A 26,307-nucleotide genomic window follows, 5' to 3' on the forward strand; every position below is an offset into this window, starting at 1 on the left:
GCATAGGCCTTGGTGGTGACCTCACCGGCGATGTGCACGAGGCCGGTGGTGATCAGCGTCTCCACGGCGACCCGGGACTTCGGGTCGGCCGCGAGAAGCGCGTCCAGGATGGTGTCGCTGATCTGGTCAGCGATCTTGTCGGGGTGTCCCTCGGTGACGGACTCCGAGGTGAACAGGCGGCGAGACACAGCGCTCCCTGGGGTTGCAGCGGCTGCTGACTGAATGCCCGGTTGTCCGGGCATCCGGAAAGACTCTGATCCCTGGAGTGTAACGGTCGGCTATCGGGCTGCGGCAATCCCCTCAACAAGTGAGACGGATCGAACTCCTCAACCGAGCCGGGCCACCACGGCGTCCCAGACCGCGTCGGCCAGCGATTCCTTGGGCCCGTCGGCAATCTCGGCCTCCGCGCCGTCCGCGCTGAGCAGAACTGCGGAGTTGGTGTCCTGCCCGAATGCCTTACCCCCGCCCACTTCGTTGACGACCAGCAGATCGCAGCCCTTTCGGGCCAGTTTGGCCCGGCCGTTGGCGAGTACGTCGTCGGTCTCGGCGGCGAATCCCACCACAAGTTGGCCGGAACGGGCCCGGTGGGCGGAGAGCTCGGCCAGGATGTCGGGATTGCGGACCAGGGCGACCGGCGCGGGCTCCACGCCGTCCACCTTCTTGATCTTTCCGGTGGCGTACTCGGCCGGGCGGAAATCGGCCACCGCGGCGGCCATCACCACCACGTCGGCGTCGGCCACCGCCTTCAGCGCCGCCTCGCGCAGCTCCAGCGCGGTGGAGACGTGCACCACGTCCACCCCGGCCGGGTCGGGCAGCGTCGCGTTGGCGGAGAGCAGGGTGACCCTGGCGCCCCGGGCGGCGGCCGTGACGGCCAGCGCGTAGCCCTGCTTGCCGGAGGACAGGTTGCCCAGGTAGCGGACCGGGTCGAGCGGCTCCCGGGTGCCGCCGGCCGAGACCACCACATGGCGGCCGGTCAGGTCGGCGGTCAGCTCGCCGCGGGCCAGCACCCGGCGGCAGGCTTCGAAGATCGCGGCGGGCTCGGGCAGCCGGCCCTTGCCGGTGTCGACGCCGGTGAGCCGGCCGACGGCGGGCTCCAGCACGATCACGCCCCGGCGGCGCAGGGTGGCAACGTTCTCCTGGGTGGCGGGGTGCTCCCACATCTCGGTGTGCATGGCGGGGGCCAGCACCACCGGACAGCGCGCGGTCAGCAGGGTGTTGGTGAGCAGGTCGTCGGCCAGCCCGTGGGCGGCCTTGGCCATCAGGTCGGCGGTGGCCGGGGCCACCACCACCAGGTCGGCCTGCTGGCCGATCCGCACGTGCGGGACCTCGTGCACCCGCTCCCAGGTCTCGGTGGCGGCCGGGCGGCCGGACAGCGCCGCCCAGGTGGCCTCGCCGACGAAGTGCAGCGCGGCGGCGGTCGGCACCACGGTCACCTGGTGCCCCGACTCGGTGAACCGGCGCAGCAGCTCACAGGCCTTGTACGCGGCGATGCCGCCGCTCACGCCGAGAACGACCTGGGGCGGGCTGGCATTCATCGCGGGCTCTCTCTGCCGTACGGGCGGGACCAGCCCCAACCCTACGGCGCATCAGATCCGCGCCGCACCATGGCCCTGGACACACGCAGGACACACGGAAGGGCCCGCCGGAGCGAACTCTCGAGGAGACCCTCGCCGAGCTGGGAGTAGTACGCGTTGATCTGACGGGCGCGCTTGGCGGCGTAGATCACCAGGCTGTACTTCGAGTCCGTGGCCTCGAGCAGCTCGTCGATCGGCGGGTTGATGATGCCCTCGGGCGCGGTCATGGAAGAGGACACGCGAAAACCTTCCGCAAAGATGAGAAAGACAGAATGCTGATCAGATCAACATGAGCTGATCAGGCTACACCGAGCAAGGTTAGCAGTTCGGTTGCTACCTGCTCGACCGACCTGTTGACAAGGGTCGTGTCGAACTCACTCTCGGCAGCCAGCTCGACCTTCGCGGCCTCGAGCCGACGGTCGATCACGTCCTGCGGCTCGGTGCCCCGGCCGGTGAGCCGGCGGACCAGCTCGTCCCAGCTCGGCGGGCCCAGGAAGACCAGCCGCGCGTCGGGCATCGACTCGCGGACCTGCCGGGCACCCTGGAGGTCGATCTCCAGCAGCACCGGGACGCCGTTCTCCAGCTTCTCCAGCACCGCCGCACGCGGGGTGCCGTACCGGTTCCCGGCGAAGACGGCCCACTCGAGCAGCTCGCCGTTGGCGATCAGCTTCTCGAACTCGTCGTTGTCGACGAAGTAGTAGTGCACCCCGTTCTTCTCGCCGGGCCTCGGATGCCGGGTGGTCACCGACACCGAGAGCCAGAGCTCGGGGTGCTGCTTCCTCAGATGAGCGACGACCGTGCTCTTGCCGACCCCCGAAGGGCCGGAGAGCACGGTCAGCCGCGGACGTTCACTCATGCACCGATTATCCCGGATCGCGGACGGTCCGGGCACCACCGGGTCGCGACCCGGTGTCGGTCAAGCGGTGGTTCAGGCGGCGGTGCTGCCGAACTCCCGCTCCAGGGAGGCGATCTGGTTCGTCCCGAGGCCGCGGACCCGACGGCTCTCGGAGATACCCAGACGCTCCATGATCTGCTTGGCGCGGACCTTGCCGACGCCCGGCATGCTCTCCAGCAGTGCGGAGACCTTCATCTTGCCGATGACCTCGTCATCGGCCTTGCCCGCCTTGATCACGTCGTGCAGCGAAGCGCCGGCGTGCTTCAGCTTGGCCTTCACATCGGCGCGCTTCCGCCGGGCTTCGGCAGCCTTGGCGAGCGCAGCGGTGCGCTGTTCAGGGGTAAGGGGCGGAAGAGCCACGCCGTTCACCTCAGGGTGTGGAAGGAAGGGATGAGCTATGACTGGTTGGTGCCTGAAGCGCACCGATCGCAGCCCGAACCAACGGCTCTGACCTGCGAGAGCGGCAATTTTCGCCGCCCTTCGGTGACCTCCCGCCGGACACTACCCAACTTGAGGCCGCACGTCAGGAGAAGAACACGAAAAGTCCTGGTCAGCCAAGGTCGACCAGGACTTTTCCGGGCAAATCAACCGGCCTGACGGCCCGTCCGGGCGGCCGGTGTGACGCTCCTCACGTACAACGGACTACTTCACCGCGGCCGCGATCTCCTCGACGAAGCGCGCGGAGGCCGCCCGCAGGGCCGCCACCGAGGGGCCGTGCTTGAGAATGTCGCGGCTCACGCTGGGCACCACGTTGCGCACCGAGTCGCCGAACACCCGGGGCAGGTCGGCCGCCGTCGCCCCCTGGGCACCGACGCCGGGGGCCAGCAGCGGGCCGTTGATGGCGAGGTCCGCCCCGGACTCGGCCAGCGTCGCGCCGACCACCGCGCCGAACGAGCCGAGCGGCTCGGCGCCCTTGTTCTCCGCCGCCAGCCGGTTCAGCACGCCCTGGGCCACGCTAACGCCGTCGGCGCCGACCGCGCGCTGCACCTCGTGCCCCTCCGGGTTGGAGGTGAGCGCCAGCGCGAACAGGCCGCAGCCGTTCGCCCGGGCCAGGTCCACGGCCGGCTGCAGCGAGCCGAAGCCCAGGTACGGACTGACCGTCAGGGCGTCCGAGAACAGCGCGCGGTCCGGGGAGAGGAAGGCCTCGGCGTACGCGGCCATGGTGGAGCCGATGTCGCCGCGCTTGGCGTCCATCAGCACCAGCGCCCCGGCCTCCCTGGCCTCGGCGACCGAGCGCTCCAGCACCGCGACGCCCCGGGAGCCGAACCGCTCGAAGAAGGCGGCCTGCGGCTTGAGCACCGCGACCTCCCCGGCCAGCGCCTCCACCACCGTGCGGCTGAACGTCTCCAGACCGGCGAGGTCGTCGTTCAGGCCCCAGGCGGTGAGCAGCGAGGCGTGCGGGTCGATGCCGACGCAGAGCCGGCCACGGGTCTCCAGGGCGGTGTGCAGGCGGGCACCGAAGGGAGCGAGGGTCATGGACGGCCTTTCAGCTGGCGGCAGGGCGGTGGGCGTACCCCACCGCATCGGTGAAACTGGTGAAATCCCGGGCCGCCAGCTCGGTGCGCAGCTCGTCGAGGATGCGCAGCGGGGCGGCCGGGTCGTTGAACAGGGTGGTGCCGACGGCGACACCGGAGGCCCCGGCGAGGGCGAACTCCAGCGCGTCCAGGCCGGTGCGCAGCCCGCCCATGGCGAGGATCGGGACCTGCGGGATGCGTCCGGCCAGCATCTCCGCGTGCACCTGGTACACGCAGCGGACCGCGAGCGGCCGGATCGCCGGTCCTGACAGGCCACCGGTGATCCCGGCCAGCGCCGGGCGCATGGTGACCGGGTCGATCGCCATCCCGAGGGTGGTGTTGATCATCGAGAGGCCGTCCGCGCCGGCCTGGACGCAGGCGGCGGCGATCTCGGTGATCGAGGTGACGTCGGGCGAGAGCTTGGCGTAGACCGGCAGCTCGGCGTCGGCCACCCGGCGCACCGCCCGCACCACGTCGTAGGAGGTGGCCGGGTTGCAGGCGAAGACCAGGCCCCGGTCGGCGACGTTCGGACAGGAGATGTTGACCTCGAGGCCGATCACTCCAGGCTGCCCGTTGAGCTGCTCGGCGACCTGGGCGAACTCCTCCAGCCGCTCCCCCGCGATCGACACCAGCACCCGGGCGCCGCGCTCGGCCAGCCAGGGCAGTTCGTGCTTGACGAAGTGTTTGATCCCGGCGCCCTGCAGACCGATCGAGTTGAGCATCCCGGACGGCGTCTCGGCCATCCGGGGCGTGGCCCGGCCGGACCGGGCGTACGGCATGATCGTCTTGGTGGTGACCGAGCCCAGCTCGTCCAGCGGGACGAACTTGGCCAGCTCCCGCCCGTACCCGGCGCAGCCGGAGGCGGTGGTCAGCGGGTTGGGCAGGGTACGGGCGCCGAACGGGGCGGTCAGGTCGACCTGCTGAGGCGCCATCAGCCCCGCACCCCCATCGCGGCGGCGCCTTCCAGGTCGGCGGGGACAGTGCCGAGGTCCGCCCAACGCACCCTGGCCCCGTCGAAGACCGGCCCGTCGGTGCAGGAGCGGACGAACCGGCTGACCCCGTCCTCGCCGACCACCGGCAGCACGCAGGTCATGCAGATGCCCACGCCGCAGGCCATCTCCACCTCCACGGAGGTCCAGCAGCGGGTGCCCAGCTCCTCGGCGATCCCGGTCACCGCGCGCAGCATCGGCATCGGGCCGCAGGCGTGCACCACGGTGGCATCGATCGCCTGGATCGCCTGCGCCAGGACGCCGGTGACCAGGCCGGTCAGCCCGGCCGAGCCGTCCTCGGTGACCACCAGCACGTCCTGGGTGAGCGCCCGGGCGGCCTCCACCCCGAACAGCCGCGACTCGGTGGCCGCGCCGAGGATGAAGCCGACCTGCCCGCCGCGCCGCTTGATCTCCTCGGCGAGCGGGAACAGCGGCGCGCTGCCGTAGCCGACGGCCACCAGCAGCGCGCTGACCGGGCCCTCGGGCAGCGGGAAGGGGGTGCCCAGCGGGGCGATCAGGCTGAGCCGGTCGCCGACCCGACTGCGGACCAACTCCCGTGTCCCCGCGCCGTGTTCGGCGACCACCAGCTCGACGGTGCCCGCCTCGACATCGGCCCGGTGGATCGAGAAGGCCCGCCGCAGCAGCATCGAGGACCCAGGCCCGCCGACCGCCAGTGCGGCGAAGTGCCCGGGCCTGACCCGGGGTGCCGCCTCGGGTGCCCGGAGCACCAGCCGCCGGTACGCCCCGGCCGGGGCGGACTCGACCACCTCGGCCTCGGTCTGAACTGGATGGGCCATCAGAACTCACCTTTCCGGCAGACTCGCGCTGCACTCTGCCAAACCGGACGACCCCCTGTCACTTCCCCCCGCCGCCTCCGCGATCGACGTGAACCCACTCGCCCGAAGCCGCGCCGACAGCCCCTTGTGCATCCGCCGCATCCAGAACGGCCCCTCGTAGACGAAAGCGCTGTACCCCTGCACCAGGTCGGCCCCGTGCACGATCCGCTCCCAGGCGTCGTCCGCGGTCTCGATGCCGCCGACCGCGACCAGCACCAGCCGGCCCTCGGTCCTGGCCCGCAGCCGCTGCAGCACCTCCAGCGAACGCGCCTTCAGCGGGGCGCCGGACAGCCCGCCCATGCCGATCTCCTCGATCCGCGCGGCGGACTCCTGCAGCCCGTCCCGGCCGATCGTGGTGTTGGTGGCGATGATGCCGTCCAGGCCGATCTGGAGCGCCATGTCGGCGATCTCGTCGATGTCCTCGTCGGCCAGGTCGGGGGCGATCTTCACCAGCAGCGGCACGTGGTGCGGGGTGGCCCGGTCGGCCGCCCGGCGGACGTCCACCAGCAGCGGGCCGAGCGTCGAGACGGTCTGCAGGTTGCGCAGCCCGGGGGTGTTCGGCGAGGAGACGTTGACCACCAGGTAGTCGGCGTACTCCGCCAGCCGCTCGGTGCTCTTCACGTAGTCGGCGGTCGCGTCGACCTCCTCGACCAGCTTGGTCTTGCCGATGTTGACGCCGATCACCGGGGTGGAGGTGGTGTGCGGGCGGGCCTTGAGCCGGGCCGCGACCCGGGCCGAGCCCTGGTTGTTGAAGCCCATCCGGTTGATCAGCGCCCGGTCCTCGACCAGCCGGAACAGCCGCGGCGCCGGGTTGCCCGGCTGCGGCTCACCGGTGACGGTGCCGATCTCGACGAAGTCGAAGCCGAGCATCGACAGGCCGTCGATGCCGATCCCGTTCTTGTCGAAGCCCGCCCCGAGGCCGAACGGGCCCGGCAGGTCGAGCCCGAGCGCGGCGGTGCGCAGCGCCGGGTCCCGGGGGGCCAGTACCGCCTTCACCAGCTGCCGCAGTCCGGGCACCGAGGCGGCCAGCCGGATCCAGAAGAAGGCGAGGTGGTGCGCCTTCTCCGGGTCCATCTTCTTGAAGACCAGGTCGAACAGGAGCTTGTACACGGCGAGTTGAGCCTTCCTGGACATGGGTGTGGGGGGCACCCCACTGTGCGGTGTGCCCCCCACGAGGATCTGACTACTTACGGCCCGCGTTGATCAGCGCCGCGTGCTCCTGGAGCGACATCACCCCGATGTCACCGCGCACCAGCGCCGCGCTGCCCTGGACGGCCGCGCCCATCGCCTGAACGGTCGTCAGGCACGGGACCCCGCGCGAGACGGCGGCGGTACGGATCTCGTAGCCGTCGAGCCGGCCACCGGTGCCGTACGGCGTGTTGATGATCAGGTCGACCTCGCCGTCGTGGATCAGCTGCACGATGGTCCGCTCGCCGTCCGGGCCCGGGCCCTCGCTGTGCTTGCGCACCACGGTGGACGGGATGCCGCCGCGCTGCAGCACCTCGGCGGTGCCGGAGGTGGCGAGCACCTCGAAGCCCATCTCGACCAGCGCCCGGGCCGGGAAGACCAGGTTGCGCTTGTCGCGGTTGGCGACCGAGACGAAGACCTTGCCGGAGGTCGGCAGCGCACCGTACGCACCGGCCTGCGCCTTGGCGTACGCGGTGCCGAACACCTTGTCGATGCCCATCACCTCGCCGGTGGAGCGCATCTCCGGGCCGAGCACGGTGTCCACGCCCCGGCCGTGGATGTCGCGGAAGCGGCTCCACGGCATCACGGCCTCCTTGACCGAGATCGGGCAGTCGGCGGGCAGCGTGCCGCCGTCGCCCTCGGCCGGGAGCAGGCCCTCCTTGCGCAGCTCGGCGATGGTGGCGCCGAGCGAGATCCGGGCGGCGGCCTTGGCCAGCGGCACGGCGGTCGCCTTGGAGGTGAACGGCACGGTGCGGGAGGCGCGCGGGTTGGCCTCCAGCACGTACAGGATGTCCCCGGCCAGCGCGAACTGGATGTTGATCAGGCCCCGGACGCCCACACCGCGCGCGATCGCCTCGGTGGAGACCCGCAGCCGCTTGATGTCGTAGCCGCCCAGGGTGATCGGGGGCAGCGCGCAGGCCGAGTCGCCGGAGTGGATGCCGGCCTCCTCGATGTGCTCCATCACGCCGCCGAGGTAGAGCTCCTCGCCGTCGAAGAGCGCGTCCACGTCGATCTCGACCGCGTCGTCCAGGAAGCGGTCGATCAGCACCGGGTGCTCGGAGATCAGACCGGCGTGCCGCTCCAGGTAGGAGGCCAGTGACGGCTCGTCATAGACGATCTCCATGCCGCGGCCGCCGAGCACGTACGACGGGCGGGCCAGCACGGGGTAGCCGATCTCGTCCGCGATCGCCTTGGCGTCCTCGAAGGAGAAGGCGGTGCCGTGCTTGGGCGCGGGCAGGCCCGCGTCGCGCAGCACCCGGCCGAACGCGCCGCGCTCCTCGGCCAGGTCGATCGCCTCGGGCTGGGTGCCGACGATCGGCACCCCGTTGTCCTTGAGCGCCTGGGCCAGGCCGAGCGGGGTCTGGCCGCCGAGCTGGACGATGACGCCCGCCAGCGGTCCTGCCTGCTGCTCGGCGTGCACGATCTCCAGCACGTCCTCCAGGGTGAGCGGCTCGAAGTAGAGCCGGTCGGAGGTGTCGTAGTCGGTGGAGACGGTCTCCGGGTTGCAGTTGACCATCACGGTCTCGTACCCGGCCTCGCTGAGCGCGAAGGAGGCGTGCACACAGGAGTAGTCGAACTCGATGCCCTGACCGATCCGGTTCGGGCCCGAGCCCAGGATGATCACGGCGGGCTTGGTGCGGGAGGCGACCTCGTTCTCCTCGTCGTAGGACGAGTAGAAGTACGGGGTCTTGGCGGCGAACTCGGCGGCGCAGGTGTCCACGGTCTTGAAGACCGGACGGATGCCCAGCGCGTGCCGCACCTCGCGGACCACGTCGGCCTTGAGGCCGCGGATCTCACCGATCTGCTGGTCGGAGAAGCCGTGCCGCTTGGCGTGCCGGAGCAGCTCGGGGTCGAGGCGCTCGGCCTCGGCCAGCTCGACCGCGATCTCGTCGATCAGGAACAGCTGGTCGACGAACCAGGGGTCGATCTTGGTGGCGTCGAACACCTCCTGCTGGGTGGCCCCGGCCCGGATCGCGTCCATCACGGTGTTGATCCGGCCGTCGGTCGGGACCTGAGCCTTGGTCAGCAGCTCGTCCTTGTCGCCGAGCTCGCCGATCCAGGAGAACTGCGAGCCCTTCTTCTCCAGCGAACGCAGTGCCTTGTTCAGCGCCTCGGGGAAGTTGCGGCCCATCGCCATCGCCTCGCCGACCGACTTCATGGTCGTGGTCAGCGTGGCGTCGGCGCTCGGGAACTTCTCGAACGCGAACCGGGGCACCTTGACCACGACGTAGTCGAGCGAGGGCTCGAACGAGGCCGGGGTCTTCTCGGTGATGTCGTTCGGGATCTCGTCCAGCGTGTAGCCGACCGCCAGCTTGGCCGCGATCTTGGCGATCGGGAAGCCGGTGGCCTTGGAGGCCAGCGCGGAGGAGCGGGAGACCCGGGGGTTCATCTCGATCACGATGACCCGGCCGTCGTCCGGGTTGATCGCGAACTGGATGTTGCAGCCGCCGGTGTCGACGCCGACCTCGCGGATGATCGCGATGCCGATGTCGCGCAGCGTCTGGTACTCGCGGTCCGTCAGGGTCATCGACGGGGCGACGGTGATCGAGTCACCGGTGTGCACGCCCATCGGGTCGAAGTTCTCGATCGAGCAGACCACCACGACGTTGTCGTTCTTGTCGCGCATCAGCTCGAGCTCGTACTCCTTCCAGCCGAGGATGGACTCCTCCAGGAGCACCTCGGTGGTCGGCGAGAGGGCCAGGCCCTGGCCGGCGATCCGACGCAGCTCGTCCTCGTCGTGCGCGAAGCCGGAACCGGCGCCGCCCATGGTGAAGGACGGGCGGACCACGACCGGGTAACCGCCCAGCGTCTCCACGCCGTTGATGATGTCGTCCATCGAGTGGCAGATCACCGAACGGGCCGACTCGCCGTGGCCGATCTTGGCGTTGACCGCCTCGACCACGCCCTTGAAGAGCTGGCGGTCCTCGCCCTTGTGGATCGCCTCGACGTTGGCGCCGATCAGCTCGACGCCGTACTTGGCGAGCACGCCGTTCTCGTGCAGCGAGATCGCGGTGTTCAGCGCGGTCTGCCCACCGAGGGTCGGCAGGAGCACGTCGGGGCGCTCCTTGGCGATGATCTTCTCGACGAACTCCGGGGTGATCGGCTCGACGTACGTGGCGTCGGCGATCTCCGGGTCGGTCATGATCGTGGCCGGGTTGGAGTTCACCAGGATGACCCGCAGGCCCTCGGCCCGCAGGACGCGGCAGGCCTGGGTGCCGGAGTAGTCGAACTCGGCGGCCTGGCCGATGACGATCGGGCCGGAGCCGATCACCAGGACGGACTTGATGTCAGTGCGCTTCGGCACGGTCAGCTCCCTGCGGTGGTGCGGGCCGGGGCGCCGGCCATCAGGTCGACAAAGCGATCAAAGAGGTAAGCCGCGTCGTGCGGACCGGCGGCGGCCTCCGGGTGGTACTGGACCGAGAACGCGGGGGTGTCCAGGCACTGCAGGCCCTCGACCACGTCGTCGTTCAGGCAGACGTGGGAGACCTCGGCGCGGCCGAACGGGGTGTCGCTCACCTTGTCCAGCGGCGCCTCCACGGCGAAGCCGTGGTTGTGCGCGGTGACCTCGACCTTGCCGGTGGTGCGGTCCTGCACCGGCTGGTTGATGCCGCGGTGGCCGTACTTGAGCTTGTAGGTGCCGAAGCCCAGCGCGCGGCCGAGGATCTGGTTGCCGAAGCAGATGCCGAAGAACGGCGTCTTCTTCGCCAGCACCTCGCGGGCGACCGAGACCTGGTGGTCGGCGGTGGCCGGGTCACCGGGGCCGTTCGAGAAGAACACCCCGTCCGGGTTCACCGAGTAGAGCTCCTCGACCGTGGAGTTGGCCGGGAAGACGTGCACCTCGATGCCGCGCTCGGCCATCCGGTGCGGGGTCATGCCCTTGATGCCCAGGTCCAGCGCGGCGACGGTGTACTTCTTCGTGCCGATCGCCGGGACGACGTAGGTCTCCTTGGTGGCGACCTCGGCGCACAGGTCGGCGCCCTTCATCTCGGGCGCCTGCCCGACCCGGGCCAGCAGCTCGGCCTCGTCCGCCAGCGCGGGGCCGGAGAAGATGCCGACCCGCATCGCCCCGCGCTCGCGCAGGTGCCGGGTGAGCGCCCGGGTGTCGATGCCGCTGATGCCGACGATGCCCTGGTTGGTCAGCTCCTCGTCCAGCGAGCGCTGCGAGCGCCAGTTGGACGCGACCCGGGAGGGGTCACGGACCACGTAACCGGCCACCCAGATCTGCTTCGACTCGTCGTCCTCGTCGTTCCAGCCGGTGTTGCCGATCTGAGGCGCCGTCATGACGACCACCTGGCGGTGGTACGAGGGGTCGGTCAGGGTCTCCTGGTAGCCGGACATGCCGGTGTTGAAGACCGCCTCGCCAAAGGTCTCGCCGACCGCGCCGTACGCCTGCCCGCGGAAGGTACGGCCGTCCTCAAGGACGAGCACGGCGGGCACTCGCTCCCGCCTGTGGCGCTCGGTGGTGGGGGCAGGTGCGGTCATGAGATGGCCTCTTCCGTCTTCTTCGTCTTCGTCGTACGTCGTGTCACAAGGTCGTCGACCGCCTCGACCCAGGCGGTGTGCTGCTCGGCATGGTCGGCCCGGAAGCCGGAGTCCAGCGCGGTGTCCCCGAGCTGCCAGGTGAGGACGAGCAGCCCGCCGGGGATCACCTTGCCCGCGATCCCGGAGTCGGTCCGGGCCGCCGTCAGGCTGTCGGCCGGGATCCAGAAGTCCACGTCACCGGGGCGACGGACCAACAGGCCCCGCTCGGTGAGGGTCAGTTCGGCCAGGCTGCGGGTGCCGAGGCCGTGCGCGACGACCCGGTCCAGCCAGTTCCCTGCGGTGGTGGATCCGTGGTAGCGGCCGGTGCTCTCCAGCAGCGCGGTGCCCGGGTCGGTGGGCAGCTCCGGCAGCGGCGGCAGGTCGGACTGCAGGGTGCGGCGCCAGTTCCAGCCCTGCCGCATCAGCCAGTAGACCAGCCCGACCAGGATCGCGAGCCCGACCATCCAGCCCAGGTAGGGGGACCAGTCGGTGATCTGTGCCTTCTCCTGCGCGATCACTTGGCCGCACCCAGCTCGGCGAGCTCGCCGGCCAGCACGGTGGCCTCGCCGCGCAGGAAGGTGGCGTGCACCCTCCCGGGCAGCTCAAGGCCCTTGAAGGGGGTGTTCCGGCTACGGGTGGCGAAGGTGTCGGCAGTCACGGTCCCACGGTAGCCGGGATCGAAGAGCACCAGGTTGGCAGGCTCGCCGACCGAGACGGGACGCCCTTGGCCGGTCAGCCGGCCGATCCGGGCCGGGCGGTGCGACATCCGGTCCGCGACGCCCTCCCAGTTCAGCAGGCCGCTCTCGACCATGGTCTGCTGCACCACCGAGAGCGCGGTCTCCAGACCGACCATGCCCATCGCGGCGACCGCCCAGGCGCAGTCCTTGTCGGCGTCCGGGTGCGGCGCGTGGTCGGTGGCCACCGCGTCGATGGTGCCGTCGGCCAGCGCGGAACGGAGCGCCCGCACGTCGGCCTCGGTGCGCAGCGGCGGGTTGACCTTGAAGGCGGCGTCCTCGGTGCGCACCAGCTCGTCGGTGAGCAGCAGGTGGTGCGGCGTCACCTCGGCGGTGACGTCCCAGCCCTGCGCCTTGGCCCAGCGGACGATCTCCACCGAGCCCTTGGTCGACAGGTGGCAGACGTGCAGCCGGGCCCCGAGGTGCGAGGCGAGCAGCACGTCCCGGGCGATGATCGCCTCCTCCGCCACGGCCGGCCAGCCCGGCAGGCCCAGCTCGGCGGAGACGGTGCCCTCGTTCATCTGGGCGCCCTCGGTCAGCCGGGGCTCCTGCGCGTGCTGGGCCACCACACCGTCGACGGTCTTCACGTACTCCAGTGCGGCGCGCATCAGCGCGGGGTCGTCCACGCACTTGCCGTCGTCGGAGAAGACCCGGACGGCGGCGGCCGAGCGGTGCATGCCGTCCAGGTCCGCCAGCTGCTTGCCCTCCAGGCCGACCGTGACGGCACCGACCGGGTGCACGTCGCAGTAGCCGGAGTCGCGGCCGAGCTGCCACACCTGCTCGACGATGGCGGGCGTGTCGGCGGTGGGAGTGGTGTTGGCCATCGCGTGCACGGCGGTGTAGCCGCCCTTGGCGGCGGCCTGAGTGCCCGTCAGGACCGTCTCGGCGTCCTCCTTGCCGGGCTGGCGCAGGTGGGTGTGCAGGTCCACCAGGCCGGGCAGCACGATCAGGCCGCGGGCGTCGATGTCGACATCGGCCTCGACGGTCAGGCCGGTGCCGATCTCGGCGATGACGCCGTCGGCGAGGTACAGGTCCTGCGGGGCGCCGCCGAGGATCTGGGCGTTACGGATCAGATAGCTGGTCACAGCTGTACTCCGGGAGGTCGGTGCGTGGGTGCCGGGCATCGCGGACGGGCGCATCGTGCTTGGTGCGCCGACGGCCGCTACTCCCCGGAGCGCTGGGTGGCGAGTGCCTGCGAGGACCGGGCCGCGTAGTCGCGGTCGCCGACCAGGACGGCGTCCCGGCCGTCCACGTCGGAGAGCTGCACCTGGACCGCCTCGCGCAGCGAGGTCGGCAGGTTCTTGCCCACGTAGTCGGCTCGGATCGGAAGCTCGCGGTGGCCGCGGTCGACCAGCACGGCCAGCTGCACGGCGCGCGGGCGGCCGATGTCGCTGAGCGCGTCGAGCGCGGCCCGGATGGTGCGGCCGGAGAACAGCACGTCGTCGACCAGGACCACCAGCTTGCCCTCGATCCCGCCGGGCGGGATCTCGGTGTGCTCGGCCGCGCGGGCCGGCTTCAGCTGGAGGTCGTCCCGGTACATCGTGATGTCCAGGGTGCCGAGCGGTATGTCGCGGCCGGTGATCTGCGCCAGCTTGGCGTGCAGCCGACGGGCGAGGTGCACCCCGCGGGTGTGGATGCCGAGCAGCACGACGTCCTCCGCGCCCTTGGCGCGCTCGACGATCTCGTGCGCGATCCGGGTGATCACCCGGGCGACGTCGGTGGCGTCCAGCACCTGGTGCGGGGGACGCGCGGTGTCAGTGTGTGTGGTCATGCCGAAGCCGACCTCCTTCCCCGCCTCACTGGACGGGCTTTAAAGGATGTCTGTGGACGACCCCCGGTCGCGCCGGAAGCCACCGTCATCCTAACAGCGCGATCACCGCCGCCCGCCGCCCCGACCTGCGGGTGTCGTTCGCACGACTGCCCCATTCGGCTTGACGCAACTACTCACTCTACGTAACCTCACAGTGAGTTACGAGACGGCCGTCGAACCCATTGGTAACGCGGCCGGAAACTGCGGCTGAACCGCTCGCTGCTCGTGACTCACACTCAACGCGAAGCAATCTCGTCCGGGGAGACCAATGTCCAGCGACTACGCGAAGCAGCTCGGGGCCAAGCTCCGGGCGATCCGCACTCAGCAGGGGCTCTCCCTGCACGGCGTCGAGGAGAAGTCCCAGGGGCGCTGGAAGGCCGTGGTGGTCGGCTCGTACGAGCGTGGGGACCGCGCGGTCACGGTGCAGCGCCTCGCCGAGCTGGCCGAGTTCTACGGTGTGCCGGTGCAGGAGCTGCTGCCCGGTGGTACGCCGGGTGGCGCGGCCGAGCCGCCGCCGCGCCTGGTGCTCGACCTGGAGAGACTGACCCAGGTGCCGTCCGAGAAGGCCGGCCCGCTCCAGCGCTACGCCGCCACCATCCAGAGCCAGCGCGGGGACTACAACGGCAAGGTGCTGTCGATCCGTCAGGACGACCTGCGCACGCTGGCCGTGATCTACGACCAGTCCCCCTCGATCCTCACCGAGCAGCTGATCAGCTGGGGCGTGCTGAACCCGGACGCGCGCCGCGCGGTGCGGGACGAGGACGCCGGCTGACCTGACGCCAGGTGCAGAAACGTCACGGCGGGGCGGGTCAGGGCCTGTCTGACGATTCGCGTCGGATCAGGCCGGGTCGTTCGGTGCGTGCGATCGGCGTGCGGCCGGGGCGCCCTCGTAGCGGAGCTACCTGGGCGTTTCGGCCGTGCGGCGAGCGTGCGTGCCGGGCGGGTCGGCCCCGGCGGGAATCGTCAGACAGGCCCTCACCCACCCCGCCGTCGGCCGTTCCCCATCAGCAGACCGAGCCGAGGCTGAAGCCCGGCTCCGCCTGGATCCCCGCCAGCCGCGCGGTGGCCGGCCGGTAGCCGGCCCCGGTGCTCTGCCAGGCCCACGAGACCTGCCGGTACTCGCCGCAGGCTCCCGCCGAGCCCTGCGTCCCGTGCAGCACCGCCGCACCAGGGAGCTCGCGGTAGAGCCCGGCACAGAGCACCGCGACCACCAGGTCGAGATCCTCGTCGTTGATCCGCACCACGCCGTCCTCCCAGTGCAGGATCTTGGCCTCGGCGGTCAGCCTGCCCCCGGGCCCCTCCACCGCACAGCGGAACTGGTACGTCCCCGCCCCGGCCCCCACCAGCATCCGCCGGAACAGCTCGGCCGCCGACTGGTACGCCCGCTTCACCGCCGGATCGGTCTCCTCGTCCGGCTCGAACAGCCCGCCGTCCACCAGCAGGTCCGCATGGCGCAGCGTCAGACCGCTCTCCCTGGCCCGGATCAGACGCGGGACGAAGTCACCCGTCAGCTCCTCCCCCTGGTACGGCAGCAACTGGGTCTGCAGCGGCGGATTGACCAGGTACCGGTCCCGCGAACCCGGCTCCACCGGGTCGAGCCCGTGCAGCAGGCAGAAGTCCGCGAAGTCCTCCGGGTGGAACATCCGCGCCTGCACCAGCCCGAAGGTCCGCCGCGCCTCGTCCAGCAGCACGGCGGTGTCCAGCAGATAGCTGTCGTAGTCCGCCGCCTCGACCAGCTGCCACTCCCGCGCCCGCTCGAAGTCCGCCCGACTGGTCAGGATGCCCGTCACGAACGCCTGCTCCTCCTGCCGGGCCGAACGGCCGGCGGCGGTGCAGCGGGAGGAACGGGGGGTGCGACCGTTGCGGCTCATCGGGGGCTCCTGGGGGTGGACGGGTGCTTGCCCTCTACCTCCCCGCCACCCGGGGTCGCACACGCACCAGGTGTCACAGCTCTGTAACTGACCGTGATGAAAAGGCTGCGCCCCGCCAGGCACCACCAGGGGCTCGGGGAACTGCGACGCCGACCTCGTCAAGGGTGATCCGTGCGTAGGCGGTCAGGCACTTTCGCAGTGACCCGAGCGCCAGATCTCCTCGCAGTTCCCCGAGCCCCTGGGCAGTGCAACCTCGGGAGCTGCCTATCGAGGCGCCCGCGCCAGCTGGCGGGACTGTGCGACCAGCCGCCCCGTCGAGTCCCACACCTCGGCGTCCTCCTCGAAGTACCCGCCGGCCAGGTTGCGGGTCGAGTGCCTGACCCGGAGCCAGCCCGCCGCAGGGCGGGCCCGCAGATGGACCGTCAGTTCAATGGTCGGCGCCCACCCCGGCAGGCCGAGGTCGAAGGTCACCGGCGGCAGCGCGTCCGCGACCAGCAGCAGCTGCAACGGGTCGGGCTCCCGCCCGTCCGCCAGCCGGAACCAGCCCTGGATGCAGCCGTTGCCGGACGGTGCGCCGACCGCCCAGCCGACCGTCGCCGGGTCCAGCCGCAGGTCGAACCGATCCAGCAGGGCGGCCTGCTCGATCAGCTGCGGGGGTGCGTGCTCGACCCCGATGCACTGCTCCGGCGGCGGCATCTCGAACGGCACGGCGCCCGTCCGCACCTCGCCGTCCTGCTCCGCCAGGTCCCCGTACGTGGCGAGCACCCGCAGCCGCTCCTCGCCGTCCTGGAACAGCGAGGCGGTGCCGGTCGAGAGCGAACGCCCGCGCCGTACCGACTCGGTCCGCACCTCCACCGGCCCCGGCCGGGAGGCCGAGAGGTAGTAGCCGCTGATCGAGACCGGGTCGGGGTGCTCGGGGTGCTCCATCGACAGTGCGTGGCCCGCCACCGCGAGCAGCAGGCCGCCGTTGACCCCGCCGCCGATCTGCCAGCCCTCGCCGAGCTCGCCCCGGTAGCTGCCTGGCCCGTCCTGGCTGAGGGCGATGCCCTGGTCGAACTCGCTGCGTGTCGCGGTGGTCATGGGTGGAGCCGCCCTCTCGCCAAAAGAGTTACCCGTCGGTAGCCAAACATACGCCAGCTCCCTCACCCGGCGGAACACGAAAATGCCGCCGTCCCCACAAAGGGGCGGCGGCATTTTCGACGGAGCGTCAGTCGCGACGGATGGTCGGCTTGAGCTCCAGGAAGCGGGCGAGCAGACCGTTCACGAAGGCCGGGGAGTCGTCCGTGGAGTACTCCTTGGCGATCTCCACGGCCTCGTCCAGGACGACCGCGTCCGGAACGCCGTCCTCCCAGATCAGCTCGTAGGTACCGAGGCGCAGGACATTGCGGTCCGCGATCGGCATCCGGTCCAGGGTCCAGCCCACCGCGTAGGTGGAGATCAGGTCGTCGATCTTCCTGGCGTGCTGGACGTATCCCTCGATCAACTGCATGGTGTACTCGGCCACCTGCGGGATGCCCTCGTCCGGCTTGGGCTCGCGCGAGCGCGCGATCCAGTCGGCGAGCACCCGCTGCGGGTCGACACCACGGTGGTCGGCCTCGAAGAGGATCTGGAAGGCCCGCGTACGGGCCTTGGTGCGCGCAGCTGACACGTTTACTTGACCCGGCCCAGGTAGCTGCCGTCGCGAGTGTCGACCTTGATCTTCTCGCCGGTGACGATGAAGAGCGGGACGGCGATCTCGGCGCCGGTCTCCAGCGTGGCCGGCTTGGAGCCGCCGGTGGAGCGGTCGCCCTGCACGCCGGGCTCGGTGTGCGAGATGACCAGCTCGACGGAGGCCGGGAGCTCGATGTAGATGGCGGAGCCCTCGTACATGGCGACCAGGGCCTCGAAGCCCTCGAGCAGGTAGTCGGCGGCGTCGCCGACGACCTTCGGGTCGACCATGATCTGGTCGTAGGTGTCCGTGTCCATGAACACGAACTGCTCGCCGTCCTTGTAGGAGAACTGCATCCCACGCTTGTCGACGTTGGCGGTCTCGACCTTGGTGCCGGCGTTGAAGGTCTTGTCGACGACCTTGCCGGTCAGGACCTCCTTGAGCTTCGTGCGCACGAAGGCCGGGCCCTTACCGGGCTTGACGTGCTGGAACTCGACGACGGACCACAGCTTGCCGCCGTCCAGCTTGAGAACCATGCCGTTCTTGAGATCGTTCGTGGAAGCCACGGGCGCACTTACTCCTGGATATAGCTGTCAAGGAACCAAGGGATTGCGCACAACCGCAACCGCCCTGGGGCGGCTACAGCGCGAGGAGCTCCTTGGTAGTGATGGTGAGCAGCTCGGGCCCGCCCTCTTCGAGGGAGCGAACCACGAGCGTGTCCTCGATCCGGACCCCACCCTTACCCGGGATGTGTACCCCGGGACCGACGGTGACCGGCACGCGATTGTCCAGTTTACCCATGTCCGCGGGCCCGAGACGCGGCGCCTCCCGGATCTCCAGACCGATGCCGTGACCGAGCGGGTGCGCAGAGCTCTCCGTGTGCCCCCCGGACTGGAGGATCTCGCGGGCCGCCTGGTCGGGTACGTGCTGCGGAACGCCGGGGCCGAGCGCCTCCCGGGCGGCCCGCTGGGCCCGGAACACCAGCCGGTGCAGCTCGACCTGCCAGGGCGCCGGAGCCGCGCCGATCACGAAGGTCCGGGCGGTGGAGACGCCGTAGCCCCGGTACTGGGCGCCGAGCACCACCGTCAGGAAGTCGCCCTCCTCCACCCGGCGGTCGGTGGGCAGGTGGAACTCCTGTCCCGAGTGGCTGCCGGTGCCGACCGAGACCGGGAAGGCGGCTCGGTCCGCGCCGTGGTCGATCATGCGGCGCTCCAACTCCATCGCCAGGTGGCGCTCGGTCCGGCCGACCAGGATCGACTCCAGCAGCTCACCGAGTGCCTGGTCGGCGATCTCGGCGGCGATCCGCAGGTCGGCGATCTCGTGCTCGTCCTTGACCACGCGCAGCTGTTCGACGGCCCGGGCCAGGTCCTTGAGGTTGACGCCCTCGGCCAGCCCGGCGACCCCGCGGTGCCGGCTGACCGTCAGGTCGTGCTCCTCGACCGCGAGATCCCGTACCCGGAGCCGGCCCGCCGCCTCGGCGGCGGCCAGCGCGGTGTCGGCGCCCCCGGCCACCGGCAGCCGGGCGACCTCGGGGTCGTCCGGCAGCAGGTGCTCACCGGTGTCGTCCGGCGGCAGGTCGTCGGGCAGTGCCAGCACGGCGCGGTCCCGGGTGAGCAGCAGGGTGGCGCCGCAGGGCGCGCAGCCGGTGAGGTAGCGGACGTTCGCCGCGCGGGTGACCAGCGCGGCGTCGGCCCCCGAGGCACTGCAGTGTTCCCTCAGCCGTTCCCGCCGTGCCGCGTATGCCTCAACCATGCCCCGAGCCTAAGAAGCCGGGGCCGAAGCCGCCTCCCGAGCGCACCCGATCGGAACGCCCGGGAGCCGGCATCTCCCTACAGGACGAACGGGTTCCCGCCCTGGGCGGCGATCAGGTACCACGCGGTGGCGCCGGTGTGCAGGGCCGCGTAGTAGATGTCGCCCTCCCCGGTCTGCAGGCCGTCGCTGGAGGCGGCGACGATGCCGCGGCCGTCGTTGTTGGGGGCGTTGGTCTGGGCCGCCGCGATGGAGGCCAGCAGGGTGGTCGCCTTCTCCGCGTCACCCGGGGCGTTGCGGGCCCGGTAGGCGGCGGCCAGGTGCGCGGTGCCCTCGAACCAGACCTTGCTGGTGTCCACCCCGCTGAAGCTGACGCCGGTGAACCCGCCGTCGGTGGCGGCCATCCGCCCCGCCGCCCAGTCCACGGCGGGCGCGTACGCCGGGTCCTTGGTGGCCAGGTAGCTCCAGGTCTGGACGTCCTCGGGCTCGACGTCCTCGTTGATCGTGACGCCGTCCAGGCCGGTGCCGGTCCACAGGTGCCCGTTGGCGGCCTGCATGGTGCGGACGAAGGCGAAGGCGTTGGCGGACCGGGTCTTCCAGGCGCTGTCCCCGGTGACCTGGGCGAGCATCTTGAAGAACGCCCCGGTGTCGATGTTGTGCTCGGTGGCCTTCCAGCTGATCGGGATCATCTCCGCCCCGGTCTCGTCGGTGTTGCGCAGCCCACCGGTGTAGCCGCCCGCGCCCCGGCTGTCCGCCGCGTTGCTCTGGATCCAGTTGGCGGCCTTCAACGCGCCGTCCAGGAACCGCTGTTGACCCGTGGCGTGGTAGAGCCGGGTGAACGTCATCCCGGCCCAGGCCATGTTGCCGGTGTAGACCGAGAAGCCGCCGACGTACGGTGCGCCCGAGGCGGTGACGAAGGGGTTGGGCTCGTACGAGGCGCGCAGCCGGCCGTCCGGCACGATGTCGTGGGCCTGGGCGTACAGCAGGCTGTCGCCGAGGGCCGTGGCGCGGCCGACGTCGTCGGAGTTGCCGCGCTGCAGGAAGGCCGCGACCACCAGCGCGTTGTCGTAGGTGAAGCTGGCCTGGAAGCCGTCCGGGCCGAAGGAGGGGTCGTCGAAGTAGCCGCCCCGGTAGCTCTGCGGCACCCGCAGGTCGGTGCCGCTGCCGTACCGGTCTAGGTCACCGGCGAGGTAGGAGTACGCGTTCTCCAGGGAGTACCGGGACGGCGGCGTGGCGAGGAAGACCGGCTTGTTCGGACCCGCGAGGAAGAGATTGCGGGTGATGAGCGGGTCGATCACGCTCGCGGTGGGGAAGTCCATCATGACGGCGCCCAGCTGCTTGGACGCGTCGGCGGTGGCGAGGTAGCCGCCCAGCTTGCTGTTGATGCCCTCGATCTTGACCCGCTCGCGCGGGCCGATCATCCGGTACTCGCCGTTGGCGAAGCCGTCCGGCGTGTGCTCGGCCGTGGACGCCGAGGTGTAGGTGACGTACATGCCGGCGGTCGAGTTCGCGGCCGCGTCCAGGTGGGTCCGGACGGCCTCCCACTTCTGGTCGATGCCGGCGGCCGTGTCGAGGTCGCCCTTGTGGTCGGTGTAGCCCTCGATGCCGTAGCCGTAGTCGCCCCCGCCGGGACCTTCGAAGTTGGTGAGCACGATCTTGCCGCGCACGTCGGAGAGTTGGGGCATCTCCGCCTTGTGGGCGAAGTAGGTGTCGTTCCCGGCCGGTGTGGGCTTGACGACCGACTTGTCGTAGAAGAGGTCGGCGTTCTGTCCGACGTACCGGTCGAGGATCGCCATCCGCTCGGCCTGGGTGGCCTTGTACGGATAGTCCACGCAGCTGCCCGGCGACGCGAGGGTGTCGCCCCCGCACTCCGAGTGGAGGCGCAGCAGGACGGTCTCGGAACGGTGCTCCGCCAGGAAGTTCCGTGCCTGGCCGAGCACGTCGTCGAAGACCGCGTTCTGGTAGTACGCGCCGTGGTGGATGGTGAACCCGCCGTCGACCACCCGGACCCGGATGTCGATCGCCCGGATGCCGCTGTTCAGCTGGCGCCCCAGGGTCGCACCGCTGTCGCCGTAGTCGTACTGGGTCTGCACGAACATGCCGCCGTGGATGGCCAGCGTCTCGTGCGTGCCCGGGATGGTCATGGCGCTGAGCTTCGTGGTGTCCGTGACGCCGGACATCCAGTTCTGCGGGTTCACCGCGGCCGGGAGGACGACGACGCTCTCCGCCGAGGCGGTGTGCGCCCCCGCGACGGGCGCCGCGAGGACGACGAGGACCAGTGCGGCGCGAGCCGCCCGGGAGAAGCGGGACTTCGGTGGAGCCACGGCGGGGAACCCTTTTTCGGTGGGAGATTGGTCCACCGATCCAATCCGGGCCCCGCCGAGCCGGTCAACGGCCGTTCGGGCAGCGAATCAGGGCCGCCAGGACCCCCGCGGTTCTGCTACCGCGCGATCTCACCGGCCGTCAGCAGGGCGGCGTCGACGCTCGCCAGGATGTCCGGGACCGGGTAGAGCACCGAGCGGACCACCCGGTCGGGGCCGATCACCAGGGTGAGGCGCTTGAGCCGGGTGGTGCCGCCGGCCCGGACGGTGGGCAGGCGCAGGGCGGCGGTGAGTTCGAGGCCCGCGTCGGAGAGCAGCGGGAAATCCAGCCCCTCGGCCTCGGCGAAGGCGCGCTGTTCGTCGGTGCGCTGGGTGGAGACGCCGTGCACGGTGGCGCCGGCCGCGGCGAACTCCGCCAGCCTGGCCTGGTAGGTACGGGACTCCAGGGTGCAGCCGGCCGCACCGGGGACGGCGGCCCAGCCGGGCGGATAGGACTCCGGGCGGACGAAGGCGCCGGGGAAGCAGTACAGGACCGTGGTGCCGGAGACCGGATCGCGGAGCTGCCCGGTGGTGTCGGTGAGCAGCAGCTCGGGCACCCGGGTGCCGAGCAGGGCGTGCACCCGCTCGGCCTCCTTCGAGGTCTCGGCGGTGGTGGCGGTCGGCTCGCCGGGGCCGAGCAGCCAGGTGTCGCCCCAGTCCTGGAGCGCGACCAGCACGGGCAGCAGGGCCCGCCCGCGCGGGGTGAGCCGGTACTCGTACCGGGGCGGCCGGTCCTGGTAGGGCTCGCGGGTCAGCACCTCGGCGTCCACCAGCAGGTGCAGACGCTCCGTCAGAACCTTGCGGGACAGGCCGAGTTCGTGTTGCAGGAGGTCGAAGCGGTGCAGCCCACGCGCCACGTCGCGCAGGATCAGCAGCGTCCAGGTGTCGCCGACCACGTCCAGCGACTGGGCGATGGCGCAGTTGTCGTCGCCGGGGCCACCCCGTCTGGGCATCCGTCCTCCCGCTCTCGCGTTGACCCCCACCTTCCCATGCTGACATAGTCAGTTCCCCAAAGGAACTCACTAGGGGGCGCGCGTGCGGCAGGTACCGAGGACCGTCTGGCTGCTGTCGGCGGGGATCTTCGTCAACATGGTGGTGGCCTTCACCTTCGTCTACCTCTTCGTCTACCTGACCGCCGAGCGCGGGCTGGGCGTCGCCCAGGCCGGTCTGGTCGCTGGGATCGGCGGCGCGGGCCTGATCGCCGGGAACTTCACCGGCGGCTGGTTCGGCGACCGGTTCGGCCATCGCCGTACGCTGCTGGCCGCCTCCGTCGTGTCCGGTACCGGCCTGCTCTTCCTCAGCGTCCTGCCGATCGCCGCGCTGCTGGTGGTACTGCCGCTCTGCAAGTACGCCTCCGGGGCGGTCCGGGCCGCCAACTCCACCCTGGTCGCGGCCGCCGTACCGCCCGGGGCGCGGCGCCAGGGCATCGCGGTGATGCGCTTCGCCGCGAACGCCGGCTTCACCGTCGGGCCGCCGCTCGGGGCACTGATCGCCACCCGGTTCTCGTACGGCTGGCTGTTCGTGGCCGACGGCGTCGGCACCCTGCTCTTCGCGGCATACGCGGCCAAGGTGCTCAGCGCCGACCCGAGCCCGGCCGAGCGGGCCGCCGTGGCGGTCGGCGGGCCCGGCGTGTGGCAGTCGCTGCGGGCCAGGCCCGCGCTGCTGGTGCTGCTGCCCGCGATCGTGGTGATCGACACCGTCTACCGCCAGCAGTACTCGACGCTGCCGGTCTTCCTCGGCGACCACGGCATCGGCACCGGCGTGTACGGCGCACTGATGGCGATCAACGGCGGCGTGATCCTCTGCCTGGAGCTGCCCGCCGCCGTGGCCCTGCGCAACCAGGCCCCGCTGCGGATCATCGGCGCCGGGCTGGTGCTGGTCGGACTCGGGTACGCGGCCCTGCTGCCGGGCGCCTTCGTCTGGGCCGCCGTGGCCATGATGGTGCTGCTCACCGCGGGCGAGATCCTCTACAAGACCCCGGCCACCGCATACGTGGCGGACTGCGCGCCCGCCCATCTGCAGGGCCGCTTCCAGAGCCTGTACGCCGGAGCCTCGGTCAGCGGCACCGTGCTCGCCCCGGCGCTGGGCGGCGCGGTGTACCAGGCCGCGCCGGGGCTGCTCTGGCCGCTCTGCACCGGGCTCGGCCTGCTCGCGGGTGCGGCCGTCCTGCTGACCGCCGCACCCGGGCGGGCGTCACGGGGTGAGCAGCCCTCGCCGGTAGGCGCGGACCAGCCGGCGCGGGACCAGGAACTCGCGGCCGTCGACGGTGACCGGGGTCAGCTGCGGGGCGGTGGCCTTCCAGTTGGCCCGGCGGTGACGGGTGTTGCTGCGGGAGAGCTTGCGCTTGGGGACGGCCATGTCTGACGTGCTCCTCGGAGGTCGACGGGTGTCGGTCGGTGGATGGCGGGGGCCGGACGTGCCGACCGGACGCCGGTGAACAGTGGCCACCCCCGCCTCGTCCTGCTCCTGCGGGAGCAGCGCGACGGCAGGGTCGCCCCGGTCCCGGGCGGCCGCCACGTCGAAGCCGCCGAGCGCGGACCGGGTGAGCTCGCCCGTACCGAGCCGCGCCGGCCGCGCCGTGGGGTGCAGTTGACTTGATCCCGGCCGCGCTGAGCGTCAGCCGGACGTTGCGATCCTCGCTGGGCAGCCAGAAGCGCTCGCGCTGGATGTTCGGGTCGAAGCGCCGCCTGGTGCGGCGATGCGAGTGCGAGATGGCGTTGCCGAAGCCGGGCAGGCGGCCGGGCAGCCGGCAGTGCGCGGACATGCGGGTGCTCCGAAGGGTCTGCGGAATGGGCAGGACCGGACTTACGTTACCCAACTTGAAAATGATTGTCATTTCGCTATAGTCGAGGACGAGCCCACCAGGAGGACCAGATGGCCCGCAACGAACTGCGCCCGATCATCAAGCTGAGGTCGGCCGCCGGCACCGGCTACACGTACGTGACCAGGAAGAACCGCCGGAACGACCCGGACCGGCTGACCCTGCGCAAGTTCGACCCGGTCGCTCGGCAGCACGTGCCGTTCCGCGAAGAGCGCTGACCACCACAGAACCGAGGGAGCACCACCATGAAGTCCGGCATCCACCCCGCCTACCGCCCGGTCGTCTTCCGCGACAAGTCGGGCGGGCTGACCTTCCTGACCAGGTCGACCCTGACCAGCACCCGGACCGTCGAGTGGTCGGACGGTCGCACCTACCCGGTGGTGGACGTGGAGGTCTCCTCCGCGAGCCACCCGTTCTACACCGGCAAGTCGCGGGTGCTCGACACCGCAGGCCGGGTCGAGCTGTTCGAGCGGCGGTACGGCCCGAAGAAGTGACGCCCGGTCAGCGGGCGGGCGGCGGCACCGAGACCACCAGCGTGAAGCGCAGTGGCTCGGTGCCGTCGTTGCGGTAGCCGTGCGGGTAGTCCGTCCCGTAGGAAGCGGTGGAGCCGGCCGGCACCAGGTGCTCGTGGCCGTCCAGCACCAGGGTCAGCTGCCCCTGGTCCACCCGGGCCAGCTCGGCGGTGCCCGCCGGGTGCGCGTCGGAGCTGTGCGCGTCGCCCGGCAGCATCTCCCACTGCCAGAGCTCCAGCGGGCCCGGCGCCTCGGTGCCGTTCAGCAGCACGCCCCGGCCGCCGGCCGGGCTGGACCAGAGCGGCACCGCCTGTTCGGCGGGCACGATCTTCACCACCGAGGTGTCGTCGTAGTCGAGCAGCCGGGCGATGCTCACGCCCAGTGCGTCGGCCAGCCTGACCACGATGCCGACGCTCGGATTCGTCCTGACCTGCTCGATCTGCACGATCATGCCCCGGCTGACGCCCGAGCGGGCGGCCATCGCGTCGAGGGTGTGCCCGCGCTCGGTGCGCAGCCGCTTCAGGTTGCGGGCGAGGGCCTGGGAGATGACGTCGGGGTCCGGCACGTGGGCATCCTAGCCAGTCGAAAATAATGTTCCACACAGTTCACTCTGCTGCACTATGCTCGATTCGGTCCACTCCACTGAACCGCGAGGTGCAGCATGCTGTTCCAGAAGCCCACCGTCTCATGACCGCCGTCCTGGCGCTCGCCGCCAGCCTGCTCTGGGGCCTGGCGGACTTCGGTGGCGGCTCGCTGACCCGGCGGCTGCCCGCCCTCACCGTGGTGGTCACCTCCCAGCTCGCCGCCGCCGTCGTGCTGGTGCTCGCCGTCGTCGCCACCGGCGGCCTGGCCGACCTCTCCCCCGCGCTCTGGTACGCCGTCGCGGCCGGGGTGGTCGGGCCGTTCGCGATGTTCGCCTTCTACCGGGCACTGGCACTCGGACCGATGGGCGTGGTCTCCCCGCTGGCCGCCGTCGGCGTCGTGGTGCCGGTCGGGGCCGGTCTGCTGCTCGGCGAGCGGCCGGGGCCGGTCCAGTTCGCCGGCATCGCCGTCGCCGTGCTGGGCGTGGTGCTGGCGGGCGGCCCGCAGCGCGGCGGCCCGGCCGCCGTCGGGCGGACGGTGGCGCTCACCCTCGGCGCGGCCTTCGGCTTCGGCGCCGTGATGGTGCTGATCGCGTACGCCTCGGCCGACGGCGGCCTGCTGCTCGCACTTGCTGTGCAACGGGTCTGCAACTCCGTGGTCGGCGGCGCTGCGCTCGCGCTGACGTACCGTCGGCGGCCGGCCG

General features: G+C 71.1%; 27 protein-coding genes and 2 pseudogenes. 5 read left to right on the plus strand and 24 right to left on the minus strand.

Annotation, left to right across the window (positions count from 1 at the left end):
- The 14 genes from ACXJMZ_RS30410 to pyrR form a co-directional block, all read right to left on the minus strand.
- Positions 1 to 188: S-adenosylmethionine synthetase N-terminal domain-containing protein (locus ACXJMZ_RS30410; protein ID WP_457033246.1), on the minus strand; the 188-nt coding region annotated here is incomplete at its 3' end.
- Positions 189 to 326: 138 nt separating this feature from the next.
- Positions 327 to 1,535 carry a bifunctional phosphopantothenoylcysteine decarboxylase/phosphopantothenate--cysteine ligase CoaBC gene (gene coaBC / locus ACXJMZ_RS30415; RefSeq protein ID WP_457033247.1) on the minus strand — a complete coding sequence of 403 codons (1,209 nt, stop codon included), beginning with the start codon at positions 1,533 to 1,535 and terminating at the stop codon, positions 327 to 329.
- Between the two features lie 41 nt (positions 1,536 to 1,576).
- The gene (rpoZ, locus tag ACXJMZ_RS30420; protein ID WP_457033248.1) at positions 1,577 to 1,813 is read right to left on the minus strand and encodes a DNA-directed RNA polymerase subunit omega; all 237 of its coding nucleotides are present in this window, start codon (positions 1,811 to 1,813) and stop codon (positions 1,577 to 1,579) included.
- A gap of 59 nt (positions 1,814 to 1,872) precedes the next feature.
- Positions 1,873 to 2,430 carry a guanylate kinase gene (gene gmk, locus ACXJMZ_RS30425; protein ID WP_457033249.1) on the minus strand — a complete coding sequence of 186 codons (558 nt, stop codon included), beginning with the start codon at positions 2,428 to 2,430 and terminating at the stop codon, positions 1,873 to 1,875.
- Positions 2,431 to 2,502: 72 nt separating this feature from the next.
- Positions 2,503 to 2,829, minus strand: coding sequence for an integration host factor, actinobacterial type (gene mihF / locus ACXJMZ_RS30430; RefSeq protein ID WP_457033250.1), 327 nt, complete (start codon positions 2,827 to 2,829; stop codon positions 2,503 to 2,505).
- Between the two features lie 282 nt (positions 2,830 to 3,111).
- Positions 3,112 to 3,945 (minus strand): orotidine-5'-phosphate decarboxylase, encoded by an 834-nt coding sequence (gene pyrF, locus ACXJMZ_RS30435; protein ID WP_457033251.1) that lies wholly within the window; start codon positions 3,943 to 3,945, stop codon positions 3,112 to 3,114.
- A gap of 10 nt (positions 3,946 to 3,955) precedes the next feature.
- A complete protein-coding gene (locus ACXJMZ_RS30440; protein WP_457033252.1) occupies positions 3,956 to 4,915 on the minus strand; it encodes a dihydroorotate dehydrogenase in 960 nt (319 codons plus the stop codon).
- A complete protein-coding gene (locus ACXJMZ_RS30445) occupies positions 4,915 to 5,769 on the minus strand; it encodes a dihydroorotate dehydrogenase electron transfer subunit (RefSeq protein WP_457033253.1) in 855 nt (284 codons plus the stop codon). Before ACXJMZ_RS30445 ends, ACXJMZ_RS30440 begins: the two co-directional genes overlap by 1 nt.
- 6 nt (positions 5,770 to 5,775) lie before the next feature.
- Positions 5,776 to 6,918 carry a quinone-dependent dihydroorotate dehydrogenase gene (locus tag ACXJMZ_RS30450; protein WP_457033265.1) on the minus strand — a complete coding sequence of 381 codons (1,143 nt, stop codon included), beginning with the start codon at positions 6,916 to 6,918 and terminating at the stop codon, positions 5,776 to 5,778.
- Between the two features lie 73 nt (positions 6,919 to 6,991).
- Positions 6,992 to 10,300, minus strand: a complete 3,309-nt coding sequence (gene carB / locus ACXJMZ_RS30455) for a carbamoyl-phosphate synthase large subunit (protein WP_457033254.1) — start codon at positions 10,298 to 10,300, stop codon at positions 6,992 to 6,994.
- Between the two features lie 2 nt (positions 10,301 to 10,302).
- Positions 10,303 to 11,478 (minus strand): glutamine-hydrolyzing carbamoyl-phosphate synthase small subunit, encoded by a 1,176-nt coding sequence (gene carA, locus ACXJMZ_RS30460; RefSeq protein ID WP_457033255.1) that lies wholly within the window; start codon positions 11,476 to 11,478, stop codon positions 10,303 to 10,305.
- Complete coding sequence (locus ACXJMZ_RS30465) at positions 11,475 to 11,981, minus strand: PH-like domain-containing protein (RefSeq protein ID WP_457033266.1); 507 nt, start codon at positions 11,979 to 11,981, stop codon at positions 11,475 to 11,477. Before ACXJMZ_RS30465 ends, carA begins: the two co-directional genes overlap by 4 nt.
- Before the next feature lie 50 nt (positions 11,982 to 12,031).
- Positions 12,032 to 13,336 (minus strand): dihydroorotase, encoded by a 1,305-nt coding sequence (locus ACXJMZ_RS30470; RefSeq protein WP_457033256.1) that lies wholly within the window; start codon positions 13,334 to 13,336, stop codon positions 12,032 to 12,034.
- A gap of 77 nt (positions 13,337 to 13,413) precedes the next feature.
- The gene (pyrR, locus tag ACXJMZ_RS30475; RefSeq protein ID WP_057228129.1) at positions 13,414 to 14,022 is read right to left on the minus strand and encodes a bifunctional pyr operon transcriptional regulator/uracil phosphoribosyltransferase PyrR; all 609 of its coding nucleotides are present in this window, start codon (positions 14,020 to 14,022) and stop codon (positions 13,414 to 13,416) included.
- A gap of 307 nt (positions 14,023 to 14,329) precedes the next feature.
- On the opposite strand from pyrR, the gene bldD reads away from it, so the two are divergent.
- Positions 14,330 to 14,833, plus strand: a complete 504-nt coding sequence (bldD, locus tag ACXJMZ_RS30480; RefSeq protein WP_057228131.1) for a transcriptional regulator BldD — start codon at positions 14,330 to 14,332, stop codon at positions 14,831 to 14,833.
- Positions 14,834 to 15,065: 232 nt separating this feature from the next.
- On the opposite strand, the gene ACXJMZ_RS30485 is transcribed toward bldD, so the two are convergent.
- The 7 genes from ACXJMZ_RS30485 to ACXJMZ_RS30515 form a co-directional block, all read right to left on the minus strand.
- Positions 15,066 to 15,932 (minus strand): hypothetical protein, encoded by an 867-nt coding sequence (locus ACXJMZ_RS30485; protein ID WP_457033257.1) that lies wholly within the window; start codon positions 15,930 to 15,932, stop codon positions 15,066 to 15,068.
- A gap of 264 nt (positions 15,933 to 16,196) precedes the next feature.
- Positions 16,197 to 17,012 carry a thioesterase family protein gene (locus ACXJMZ_RS30490; protein ID WP_457033258.1) on the minus strand — a complete coding sequence of 272 codons (816 nt, stop codon included), beginning with the start codon at positions 17,010 to 17,012 and terminating at the stop codon, positions 16,197 to 16,199.
- A gap of 127 nt (positions 17,013 to 17,139) precedes the next feature.
- Positions 17,140 to 17,580, minus strand: coding sequence for a transcription antitermination factor NusB (nusB, locus tag ACXJMZ_RS30495; RefSeq protein ID WP_057228136.1), 441 nt, complete (start codon positions 17,578 to 17,580; stop codon positions 17,140 to 17,142).
- A gap of 2 nt (positions 17,581 to 17,582) precedes the next feature.
- Positions 17,583 to 18,146: an elongation factor P gene (efp, locus tag ACXJMZ_RS30500; RefSeq protein ID WP_057228138.1), complete on the minus strand. Its 564-nt coding sequence runs from the start codon at positions 18,144 to 18,146 to the stop codon at positions 17,583 to 17,585.
- A gap of 73 nt (positions 18,147 to 18,219) precedes the next feature.
- Positions 18,220 to 19,332, minus strand: coding sequence for a M24 family metallopeptidase (locus ACXJMZ_RS30505; protein ID WP_057228140.1), 1,113 nt, complete (start codon positions 19,330 to 19,332; stop codon positions 18,220 to 18,222).
- A 77-nt stretch (positions 19,333 to 19,409) separates the two neighbouring features.
- The gene (locus ACXJMZ_RS30510; RefSeq protein ID WP_457033259.1) at positions 19,410 to 21,653 is read right to left on the minus strand and encodes a phosphatidylinositol-specific phospholipase C domain-containing protein; all 2,244 of its coding nucleotides are present in this window, start codon (positions 21,651 to 21,653) and stop codon (positions 19,410 to 19,412) included.
- A gap of 116 nt (positions 21,654 to 21,769) precedes the next feature.
- Positions 21,770 to 22,642 (minus strand): winged helix-turn-helix transcriptional regulator, encoded by an 873-nt coding sequence (locus ACXJMZ_RS30515; protein WP_457033260.1) that lies wholly within the window; start codon positions 22,640 to 22,642, stop codon positions 21,770 to 21,772.
- A 136-nt stretch (positions 22,643 to 22,778) separates the two neighbouring features.
- Between ACXJMZ_RS30515 and ACXJMZ_RS30520 the strand changes: the two are divergent.
- Positions 22,779 to 23,891, plus strand: a pseudogene (locus ACXJMZ_RS30520) (MFS transporter); the annotation flags it as partial.
- Here the strand turns inward: ACXJMZ_RS30520 and rpmF are convergent.
- Together rpmF and rpmB are read right to left on the minus strand one after the other, a co-directional pair.
- On the minus strand, positions 23,883 to 24,047 hold the full coding sequence (gene rpmF, locus ACXJMZ_RS30525; protein WP_457033267.1) for a 50S ribosomal protein L32: 165 nt from the start codon (positions 24,045 to 24,047) through the stop codon (positions 23,883 to 23,885). The pseudogene ACXJMZ_RS30520 and the gene rpmF overlap by 9 nt on opposite strands.
- Positions 24,048 to 24,234: 187 nt before the next feature.
- Positions 24,235 to 24,453: pseudogene (gene rpmB, locus ACXJMZ_RS30530) on the minus strand (50S ribosomal protein L28); the annotation flags it as partial.
- A gap of 110 nt (positions 24,454 to 24,563) precedes the next feature.
- On the opposite strand from rpmB, the gene rpmG reads away from it, so the two are divergent.
- Both rpmG and ACXJMZ_RS30540 read left to right on the plus strand, forming a co-directional pair.
- The gene (rpmG, locus tag ACXJMZ_RS30535) at positions 24,564 to 24,728 is read left to right on the plus strand and encodes a 50S ribosomal protein L33 (RefSeq protein WP_457033261.1); all 165 of its coding nucleotides are present in this window, start codon (positions 24,564 to 24,566) and stop codon (positions 24,726 to 24,728) included.
- A 27-nt stretch (positions 24,729 to 24,755) separates the two neighbouring features.
- On the plus strand, positions 24,756 to 25,004 hold the full coding sequence (locus tag ACXJMZ_RS30540; RefSeq protein WP_457033262.1) for a type B 50S ribosomal protein L31: 249 nt from the start codon (positions 24,756 to 24,758) through the stop codon (positions 25,002 to 25,004).
- Between the two features lie 7 nt (positions 25,005 to 25,011).
- On the opposite strand, the gene ACXJMZ_RS30545 is transcribed toward ACXJMZ_RS30540, so the two are convergent.
- Positions 25,012 to 25,587 (minus strand): helix-turn-helix domain-containing protein, encoded by a 576-nt coding sequence (locus ACXJMZ_RS30545; protein WP_457033263.1) that lies wholly within the window; start codon positions 25,585 to 25,587, stop codon positions 25,012 to 25,014.
- A 122-nt stretch (positions 25,588 to 25,709) separates the two neighbouring features.
- Here ACXJMZ_RS30545 and ACXJMZ_RS30550 point away from each other — a divergent pair.
- On the plus strand, positions 25,710 to 26,307 hold a 598-nt coding region (locus ACXJMZ_RS30550; protein WP_457033264.1), incomplete at its 3' end, for an EamA family transporter.

Source organism: Kitasatospora sp. P5_F3, from assembly GCF_054049135.1.

Coding starts and splice junctions, on each gene's coding strand:
- ACXJMZ_RS30540 (WP_457033262.1), top strand. CDS start 24,756: ATGAAGTCCGGCATCCACCCCGCCTACCGCCCGGTCGTCTTCCGCGAC.
- rpmF (WP_457033267.1), bottom strand. CDS start 24,047: ATGGCCGTCCCCAAGCGCAAGCTCTCCCGCAGCAACACCCGTCACCGC.
- pyrF (WP_457033251.1), bottom strand. CDS start 3,945: ATGACCCTCGCTCCCTTCGGTGCCCGCCTGCACACCGCCCTGGAGACC.
- bldD (WP_057228131.1), top strand. CDS start 14,330: ATGTCCAGCGACTACGCGAAGCAGCTCGGGGCCAAGCTCCGGGCGATC.
- rpmG (WP_457033261.1), top strand. CDS start 24,564: ATGGCCCGCAACGAACTGCGCCCGATCATCAAGCTGAGGTCGGCCGCC.
- ACXJMZ_RS30485 (WP_457033257.1), bottom strand. CDS start 15,932: ATGAGCCGCAACGGTCGCACCCCCCGTTCCTCCCGCTGCACCGCCGCC.
- pyrR (WP_057228129.1), bottom strand. CDS start 14,022: ATGACCACACACACTGACACCGCGCGTCCCCCGCACCAGGTGCTGGAC.
- ACXJMZ_RS30505 (WP_057228140.1), bottom strand. CDS start 19,332: ATGGTTGAGGCATACGCGGCACGGCGGGAACGGCTGAGGGAACACTGC.
- ACXJMZ_RS30490 (WP_457033258.1), bottom strand. CDS start 17,012: ATGACCACCGCGACACGCAGCGAGTTCGACCAGGGCATCGCCCTCAGC.
- coaBC (WP_457033247.1), bottom strand. CDS start 1,535: ATGAATGCCAGCCCGCCCCAGGTCGTTCTCGGCGTGAGCGGCGGCATC.
- carA (WP_457033255.1), bottom strand. CDS start 11,478: ATGACCGCACCTGCCCCCACCACCGAGCGCCACAGGCGGGAGCGAGTG.
- ACXJMZ_RS30440 (WP_457033252.1), bottom strand. CDS start 4,915: ATGGCGCCTCAGCAGGTCGACCTGACCGCCCCGTTCGGCGCCCGTACC.
- ACXJMZ_RS30515 (WP_457033260.1), bottom strand. CDS start 22,642: ATGCCCAGACGGGGTGGCCCCGGCGACGACAACTGCGCCATCGCCCAG.
- ACXJMZ_RS30445 (WP_457033253.1), bottom strand. CDS start 5,769: ATGGCCCATCCAGTTCAGACCGAGGCCGAGGTGGTCGAGTCCGCCCCG.
- gmk (WP_457033249.1), bottom strand. CDS start 2,430: ATGAGTGAACGTCCGCGGCTGACCGTGCTCTCCGGCCCTTCGGGGGTC.
- ACXJMZ_RS30465 (WP_457033266.1), bottom strand. CDS start 11,981: ATGGTCGGGCTCGCGATCCTGGTCGGGCTGGTCTACTGGCTGATGCGG.